A 7,680-nucleotide genomic window follows, 5' to 3' on the forward strand; every position below is an offset into this window, starting at 1 on the left:
GGTTCATGGAGCCCTTACAAAACACCAATCACGATCACCGCTACGCCAATGACGAAGAGGAAGCTACTGCTGATCCATGTGGGGTCGATGTTTGTTCTCAACGCAGATAAACCTCAGTGATTTCCGGTCGGAAGTGGCCCATTTCCTGCGAAACCACTGCCAGTGCCTGTTTTCGCGTTAAATGACTCTGCAATGTCGTCATGCGCTCCTGGGCGTAGGTATGCCGCAGTCCATGTGCGCCGTTCGACCACCCGAGTGCTACTTTGGAGGCTGCGCTAACGCTTTTGCTCCACGGCTGACCACCGCCAATCTCGTAAAACTGTTGGTAGTTGATTCCTCGATCTTTGACAGTTCGTGGCTCTGTCAGCCGGGTTCTCTCCAGTCGCTGGGCTAGGGGGATTGGAATACGGACTTCGCGGATCAGCCCACCTTTGCCGTGAACGGTGTAGCTGATGGTCGATTCGCGAATTCCTGAAAACTTCATTCCATGCGCAGGACGTTGATCCGGTACGCGTTGGTGCGTTCTGCGAAGGCCGAGTAATTCATGGGCACGGAGGCCTGCGGCATACGCAATCTCTGTCGCCAGCGCGTTGTGAGGAGCTTGACGAGCTGCAATCAATGACATTTGCTCGCCGTTGTAGGCTCTCGTTTGATCGGCCAGCCTGCGGCCCAATGCAGGATGGTTTGTCGTTCCTGTGCGACCTATTGCGGTGCTCTTGATGACTTCAAGGGTCTGGCCCGGTGTTAGCTGGTGAGTGACATGCTGCATCATGGCTTGCAGAGCCTGGCGCTCCATATCCAAGGTTTTCTGGCCAACGATGGTCGCCCTATGGCGGAGGTACTCAAGGGCGCGGGCGGGGGTCATTTCACGGAGGCTGCCGAGTCGATGCTCCTGAAGGTAAGCGGTAATGCGGACCAAGCGTTGCTCATAATTGCGAACGGTGCCCACTGAGCGGATGTGAGTGCCCTGGAGGCTTTTCATCACGGACGCGGCTTGTTTTGCAGGCTTGGCGAACTTAGCCACTCAGGCGATTCCGATGTAGCCATCGGTGCACTGTCGAACGCTGAATCTTGATGCCTTTTTCTGCTATCCAGCGTTGCAATTCGGTGCCATTGCAGCCTGCTGAATCAAGCTGCAACAGCTCGTACTTGTAGTTATCCAGCAATGAGCGACGTTGGGCATAGGTTCGGGGCTTTCTCCGAATCCTAGATTCGGCCTTGAGGCGTGCAGTAATGCTCTGCGCATCGAATTCGCTCATGGGATTCTCTCTATCTGGTGTAAGAACTCCTGACCGTTGCCGGTTCAGCGACACACCATCCGTGGATGGTTCGTTGTGTGCCTGTTCGCCCCCCTTTGCATGAGATGCAGGCGGGGACTGTTCACGCCTACTCGGATTCTCCGAGTGAGTTCCTAAGTGTCCGCTCAGGTTCGGTTGCCATTGGGTCTGGCTGACCATGCTGGGTTGTCTTCTCTCCTCAAGTGGTTGGTTGTTGATGGTCCCGACACGTAGTCGGCGTTGGGCCGGGCACACATGCGATGACGCGGGTGTGACCGATGGGCTAGTGCCCGCGATGACGCAGGCCGAGCCCCCTGCCACTGTCTCAACCCGTGAATCACACGGGTAACGAAACTGCCGGGCAGTGCGGTTTGGTTCCCAACCAGCTTACGAAAATGAGGATGGGCAGACAACGCAATGTCGCTGCGTTGTATTTGTTGCGTCAAATCGGAATGGTCGAGTGTGCCCGCTATGTAGAGCGCCATTTAGGCGCGTTACATAGCGGGCACATAGGCGCCGAAATCGAGACGGTAGTAACTACATCGAGTTGAGTGGAGACGCAGGAAGGGGAGCGATAGGCTGGAGGTCGTTCTGCCTTTTTACCGGAGAGATGTGAGCATGAAACTTGGGATTTTTCTGGATTCAATGCACCTGCGGATGCCTTTTGCCACAAAGTGGGTTGGTAGGGCTGGCATCGTCCTCGGGCCAGTTCTTGGCCTGCTGCACTTGTTCGCTGGGGCAGTTATGCGGCCATATGGTCAGCATGTGGTGGAACAGTATGATGCCGTTCAACGCACGGGCAATTTGTTAGCTGCACCTGCGGCCCAGTATTTCATCCTGCTCGGTTTTGCACTGTGTCTGATTTGGTTTGGTTTGTGGGCCGCTAGGATTTGTTTGGCCCTTCGGAGCTGGATAATTCGGCGGCGGGCTGTTTGATGAGTGTCGCGTCGGCTGAGGATTTTGCCGGGTTCAACTGGGTATTCGGTCTATGGGAGAACGTCGCTTTGACGATCATGACCGCTACCGAACCACTGTTCGTTGCGCTCAATGAGACGAGCACTGAACTGATCGTAGTGGTGGGGATTGGCTGGCTACTGCTGGTTGTGCTGCGGTTGGGTGAAGGTGCAGGCCGTACGTTTTTTGCCGGTGTCCTAATTTTCCTGCTGTTGGCGTATGGAATGAGACCGGCGACTGTGACGCTTCCAAGTGGCGCGTCAGTACGAATGATCGAGGTCCAAGCGGTTCCGCTTAAAGTTGTCATGGCGATACACGTGATGTACCGGCAGGCATTTGACCAGGTTTTGAGCGACCAAACTGTGGCCGGGACAATCGTCCCAGCGCAGGCGGCAATCGACAATATGGTTGGGCGCTCAGCGGATGTGTTTGCGGGTAGTGATCTCGCCCGGCTGATCAGGGATTACAACGCCAGTTGTGCCCCAGCACCGGCTGAGCTAGCAGGGCCTGAGCATGCAGCCAAAGTGGAGGCGTTGCATGCCATTGGCCTGTTGGGCGGCGGCGGGCTTGGGATTCCAGATAAAGAAGTTGGTCTCATTGCGCAGGCGCGTACCGGCCTCGGAGGTGCATGGACATATGTTTTTGGCTCCGCTGAAGAAAATGGCGGTTGGGGGGCCTACTTGCTGGGAGGAGGGGCTGCTCGTACAGGTTTGGAGCATGTGCTCGATCAGAGAGCTATCCAGTCACGCCGAGAAGCGGGTATACGAGCTTTGGAATCGGCAGGCCCCTTCATGGGGAGCAGCTATGCGTTGCCAACTCAGTCACATTGGGCTGCAAGGCTTGCAGGTCAAGATGATGCGACGCCGTCCTATTTGCCAATCAGCAAAATGCCTAATCAGAAATCGACAATCGTCGGGGATGATCAGGGAATCATGTTTCGGCCATCCAGCTGCGTAGAGGCGTACCAGATCGCGCAGATGGGGGCAGAGCAGGCCTACCAAGCGCTGCGCGACTCAGGTCAGGTCATTGCGGGTGGGCAGCGAGTTAGCGCGGAGGTTGGAGCGGTCAGTACCGCCGTGGCGTGGCAACGATTCATGGCTCGTTCTCTAGAGAGAACGACGGGCATGTCGGCTGGGGACACCGAGGTCGCCGGTGGAATCTTGGCCGCTGCGCAGATGTTCAAAAACTTCAGTAGCTGGCTGGATCTGCAAACGCTGTTGCCGGGATATGTCATCATGTCGGCATGGTTGTTCTGGATTGTCTTGATCCTTGCCCCGCTTTTCCTGCTGCTCGCGCCACTGCGGGGGGCTACGATACTCGTTAATTGGCTATCTCTACTCCTTCTGCCGGTCATCGCGGTTATGACCGCCCAGATGATCACCGTTGCGATCTCACAAACTATGGCTGCTGTAGCCGTAGCGCAGGCGGGAGCCGCAAGTGGATGGACTGGAGTAGGGGCTGATTACGATGGTCTTCGTGGATTGATGTCAGCCGTAGCTGCCGTATCGCTTGGCCTTTCCACTTGGATCACTTCGAGTATGCTTGGTGTTTCGTTGGGAGGTCTGGCGGGCAGCCTGTCAGGCGCCGTGGCTACAGCCAGTGATGCGGGTCGCTTCGCTATGAAAGCAGTTGGCGTTGCCATGTTAGGATCTAAATTGGCGGGGATAGGTGCTGCGGCTTCATCACGAGGCGGAGGTGGTTCGAGCCCACAGAACGGTGCTGGAACGCCTCCATCGGCCCCACGGTCTGCCAATCCGGTCGGGCCTAGCTCGATTCCACCACCTCGGCCAAGTAGTCAAGGTGCGGGGCGGTCGCTAAACCCCCCGAAACCTAACAAGTAGAGTTTGGGTAGGAGGGGCGGCGTTGACCGCCCTGGTGCAGATGATGACGCCACGTTCAGTGGGGCGCGTCTGCACAAGCCCCCCAATTCGCAGGAGCTCTCGCGCTGCTGCATGCCCCCGGCATAAATCTCAAGTTTCGTCCTGCCCTGGTATCAGGCCGCACCGCTTCACCATCGGCATGACAGTGAGTCACCTTTAGGCTGCCCGTCAACGATCCCCTCGAAACCTAGCGCTACCATCGACATGGATTCGTGCCAACTAATGGCGCCTCTGCCGCACCAGTGAGAGGCCGTTAGGATTCATCTTCATGCCCTGTGGCACCTTGTTATTTCCTTGGCGCACCTCGCGGCCTCTCAAGAAATCGTTACGGCATCCCCAAATCCCACTGGGGGAACTTAGCATTTTTTCTAGAGCGCAATGACACACCCTGAGATGGAGGTAACTTCGGCTTCAAATGAGGCTGGAGGTCGGTATGAAGAAGTTTTGGGTCACAGTTGTGTGTGCCGGCGCGGGTTTTTGGCTAGGGGCTCACCGCGTGGTTCCCCTATGGTTGATCGTCGTTCTGGCAGTGCTAGGCGCGGGGTTGTGGGGAGTCGCCGAGTGGATTGAGCGCCAAGAAGCGAATGGCGAGGGCAAACCATGATGCGAGCCGATCTGCAGGAGCTTCTGGTGCTCTCTGCGATGTTCCCCACTTGGTCTTGGAGGCAGACGGCGGCGCGTCGGGTCATCGTGGCCACGGAGGGCTCCGTCATCCGCCTGTACTGGATGCCGGCGCTTTTATGTCTGGACGAATTACGCTGCCAACTGTTTGTGCAGCAACTCAATGCTGTAGGCGTATGCCGTAGCTTTGGCGAGAGGTAAATGGAACAAATGGCACATTGTCATCAAGGAGCGTGCGGGGTGAAGCAATGGAAATTGGCGTTACTGGCTATGGTATCTGTGTCTGTGTCTGTAGCTGGATGTTGGCAGGGCGATTATGCGTTCGAGGGAAAGTATTTCGCCACTGAGGGTGAGGACTGTACGACGCCGTCTAGCGCCACGGATCGGGAGCAGTACTTTCTGGAGATAACCAAGCAGGTACACAACGGCACTGCACTTTACTCGGCTAAGTTTCCAATCGCTGCGCGGGCAGGAGCCCCGATTGTCGCCGCTCAAAGCGTCCCGGCAACGGACGATGATGAACTCACTTTTAACTTCACCAAGCCAGAGGTGTCGGGGGCGTTTTCAGGGAGTCCGGCAGTAGATATCGTCATCACTGTCATTCCCAACGAGAGCAAGGCAGGTCATCTTTGGCTCAAAAAGGCAGAGCTCACAAGCGTTCGAAATGGAAAGGTGAGTGAAGCTGATCTTCTTATGAACCTGAGAAGAGCTACCACTATAGGAAAGACGGGGGCTTGCTTGAAAAAAGGCAGTGATATCCACCGACTATGACCACGACTTCACTGTCAGTACGTTTTGGTTTTCTCATCCATTGATGGCACCCAAAAGTTTGCCATTTGCTACATCGGGTCATTGACCCTCACCTGTCCACCTTTCTGATGATGCTGCGGGTAGAAAATGAGCTGAGCTTACGGATGGGGAGCATCTGAGCATTAGATGCCCTCCACGTGATCATTGTTGGAGGGCTACTTGAGAGGGGTATCAATCACCTGGCTTGTGCTTGTGAATGGGCAGAGTCGGGTGTTTCTTATCGTTAGGCGGATTAACGTGCCGCCTGCGGTCGTCGTTACCGTCTTCACGCTTTGGTTTCGGACCTGGCTTGATTTCAGTAAACATGTGTACTCCCTTGAGCATGTATAGATGAGAGGCTAAGAAAAGGTAGCACATAGCCATGGTTTCTCCGTGGTTTTTCGGGGATGGTGGAATGGGAGCTGCGCTGTCCTTCACTGCGACCCGACGAAAAATTAAAAGCGCATCACTTGCTTCGTGCGTATGCATCCTGACGGAGTCGCTCCTGGAGCCGTTACTCCTGAACGTTGTGGCAGGTTTTCGGAGTCGTAAGGTAAGGGTGTCGCCGGTGGGCTTCTTTGCACAGAGCTGTAGCGGTCTCAAAACTGGGCTACTAGTTTTCTGGCAGTGGAGAGCGATGCAGTCAGTAGCGCACCAGCCGGGATGCTTGCCTGTGTCCGGAGTAGCTTCGGTCAAGCTGGTAGCTATGTGCTGATGAAGCATTTTGCTGTACATCCATACAGAAAAATCACCTCGTTCGTCGCCACTCCCTTGTAGCTACGCAGTCACGATGGGATAATGACACCTAGTCCACATCAAAGTGCTTTAAAATCAGGGGTTTACGTAAAAAATGGACGAGTTCAGCGACGTCGTCACAAAATTAGTCCAGATTGCCAAAATTGGTGCGCTGGGCGATGGCGAGAAGGTGCGGATTCAAGCTTTACGCTTGGTGCGGAGCCTTCGAGAGGCCGGGAATCCTATAGCTGAACTCATCCAGAATGAGGTGTTTTCCCAGCGTTTTGACCAGTCCGCAGCTAGTGCTATACGCCGAGTAAAGGACACTGGTCTGACATCTCCCGTACCTGCTGATAATGAAACAAATAGTGAGCTTCTTAACGTCGAAGATCCGGTAACTCTTCCGAACGGATTTGTTAGTTCTGAAGAAATCAAAGGTCCATTAAATCTAATAATCTCGGAGCGAAAGAATACTAAGCGGCTTATCGAGGCCGGTATAATGCCCACGAGCAAAATTTTGTTTACCGGTCCACCTGGCGTTGGAAAAACTGTTTGTGCGAAGTACTTGGCTCTGAAGCTGAAGGTGCCGTTGCTAACGCTGGATTTGGCGACTGTAGTGAGCAGCTATCTAGGTAAGACGGGGAATAATATAAAACGATCCCTTGAGTACGCACGCTCACGTCCGTGTGTATTATTACTTGATGAGCTTGATGCGATTGCCAAAAAACGGGACGATCATTCAGATGTAGGTGAAACTAAGCGGCTAGTTACCGTTCTGCTTCAGGAGCTAGATCAGTGGCAAGGAAATAACTTGCTGGTAGCCGCGACAAATCATTACCATCTCCTTGATCCTGCAGTGCAGCGTAGGTTTGATCAAGTTGTTGAGTTTAAGCGACCTAGCACAGAGGATCTGATGCGGGTCGGTGGGGCATTGACGGCAGGAAGTGATTTACCGAAAGATTGGATGTATTTCGTATCCGCGCTCATGCAGGAAACTTCCTATAGTGACTTCCAGCGAGAGATAAATAATCTGCGGAAAGCTCAGTTGCTAGAAGGTGAAGTTGGTGCTACCAATTTTTTAAAAATGCTTTTAGAACGACAGTGCCCAGATGACCGTGCACATAGGAAGCAATTGGCATTGCTGTTGGTGACCAAGGGCAAGGCGTCACAGCGAACGGCCAGCAAAATTACCGGCGTTTCAAGAGACACACTTAGATCAGCATTGTCAGCAGGAGCTAAATAATGGCCGAGAAAGAACGATTTCTATTTGGACGCGGGGAAAAGCTGGCAGACCATGTGCCATTCAAATCTGGGTTTGGAGAGCCGGTGCCACCCTATACATTGGATGAGCAGGTTGAGCGTATAGGACCAATGCTAGATGATGTTATAAATGACATCGCTCTGACTCCTAGGGATTCTCCGAT

General features: G+C 54.2%; 7 protein-coding genes. 5 read left to right on the forward strand and 2 right to left on the reverse strand.

Annotated elements, in window-relative coordinates; translation table 11 throughout:
- Positions 1–97: 97 nt before the first annotated feature.
- Together M5G17_RS26840 and M5G17_RS26845 are read right to left on the reverse strand one after the other, a co-directional pair.
- Positions 98–1,024, reverse strand: coding sequence for a site-specific integrase (locus M5G17_RS26840; protein ID WP_273895880.1), 927 nt, complete (start codon positions 1,022–1,024; stop codon positions 98–100).
- Complete coding sequence (locus tag M5G17_RS26845; protein WP_008091975.1) at positions 1,017–1,259, reverse strand: hypothetical protein; 243 nt, start codon at positions 1,257–1,259, stop codon at positions 1,017–1,019. Before M5G17_RS26845 ends, M5G17_RS26840 begins: the two co-directional genes overlap by 8 nt.
- Positions 1,260–1,895: 636 nt before the next feature.
- Here M5G17_RS26845 and M5G17_RS26850 point away from each other — a divergent pair.
- The 5 genes from M5G17_RS26850 to M5G17_RS26870 form a co-directional block, all read left to right on the forward strand.
- Complete coding sequence (locus tag M5G17_RS26850) at positions 1,896–2,213, forward strand: hypothetical protein (RefSeq protein WP_273895881.1); 318 nt, start codon at positions 1,896–1,898, stop codon at positions 2,211–2,213.
- Positions 2,213–4,072, forward strand: a complete 1,860-nt coding sequence (locus tag M5G17_RS26855) for a hypothetical protein (protein WP_273895882.1) — start codon at positions 2,213–2,215, stop codon at positions 4,070–4,072. The genes M5G17_RS26850 and M5G17_RS26855 overlap by 1 nt, the downstream gene beginning before the upstream one ends.
- Before the next feature lie 900 nt (positions 4,073–4,972).
- Entirely contained in the window at positions 4,973–5,503 is a 531-nt protein-coding gene (locus M5G17_RS26860; protein ID WP_273895883.1) for a hypothetical protein, read from the forward strand.
- Between the two features lie 868 nt (positions 5,504–6,371).
- Entirely contained in the window at positions 6,372–7,499 is a 1,128-nt protein-coding gene (locus M5G17_RS26865; RefSeq protein ID WP_273895884.1) for an AAA family ATPase, read from the forward strand.
- On the forward strand, positions 7,499–7,680 hold a 182-nt coding region (locus M5G17_RS26870), incomplete at its 3' end, for a hypothetical protein (protein WP_273895885.1). The genes M5G17_RS26865 and M5G17_RS26870, both read left to right, overlap by 1 nt.

This window comes from Pseudomonas rubra (genome assembly GCF_028656935.1).
GTDB classification, from domain to species: domain Bacteria; phylum Pseudomonadota; class Gammaproteobacteria; order Pseudomonadales; family Pseudomonadaceae; genus Aquipseudomonas; species Aquipseudomonas rubra.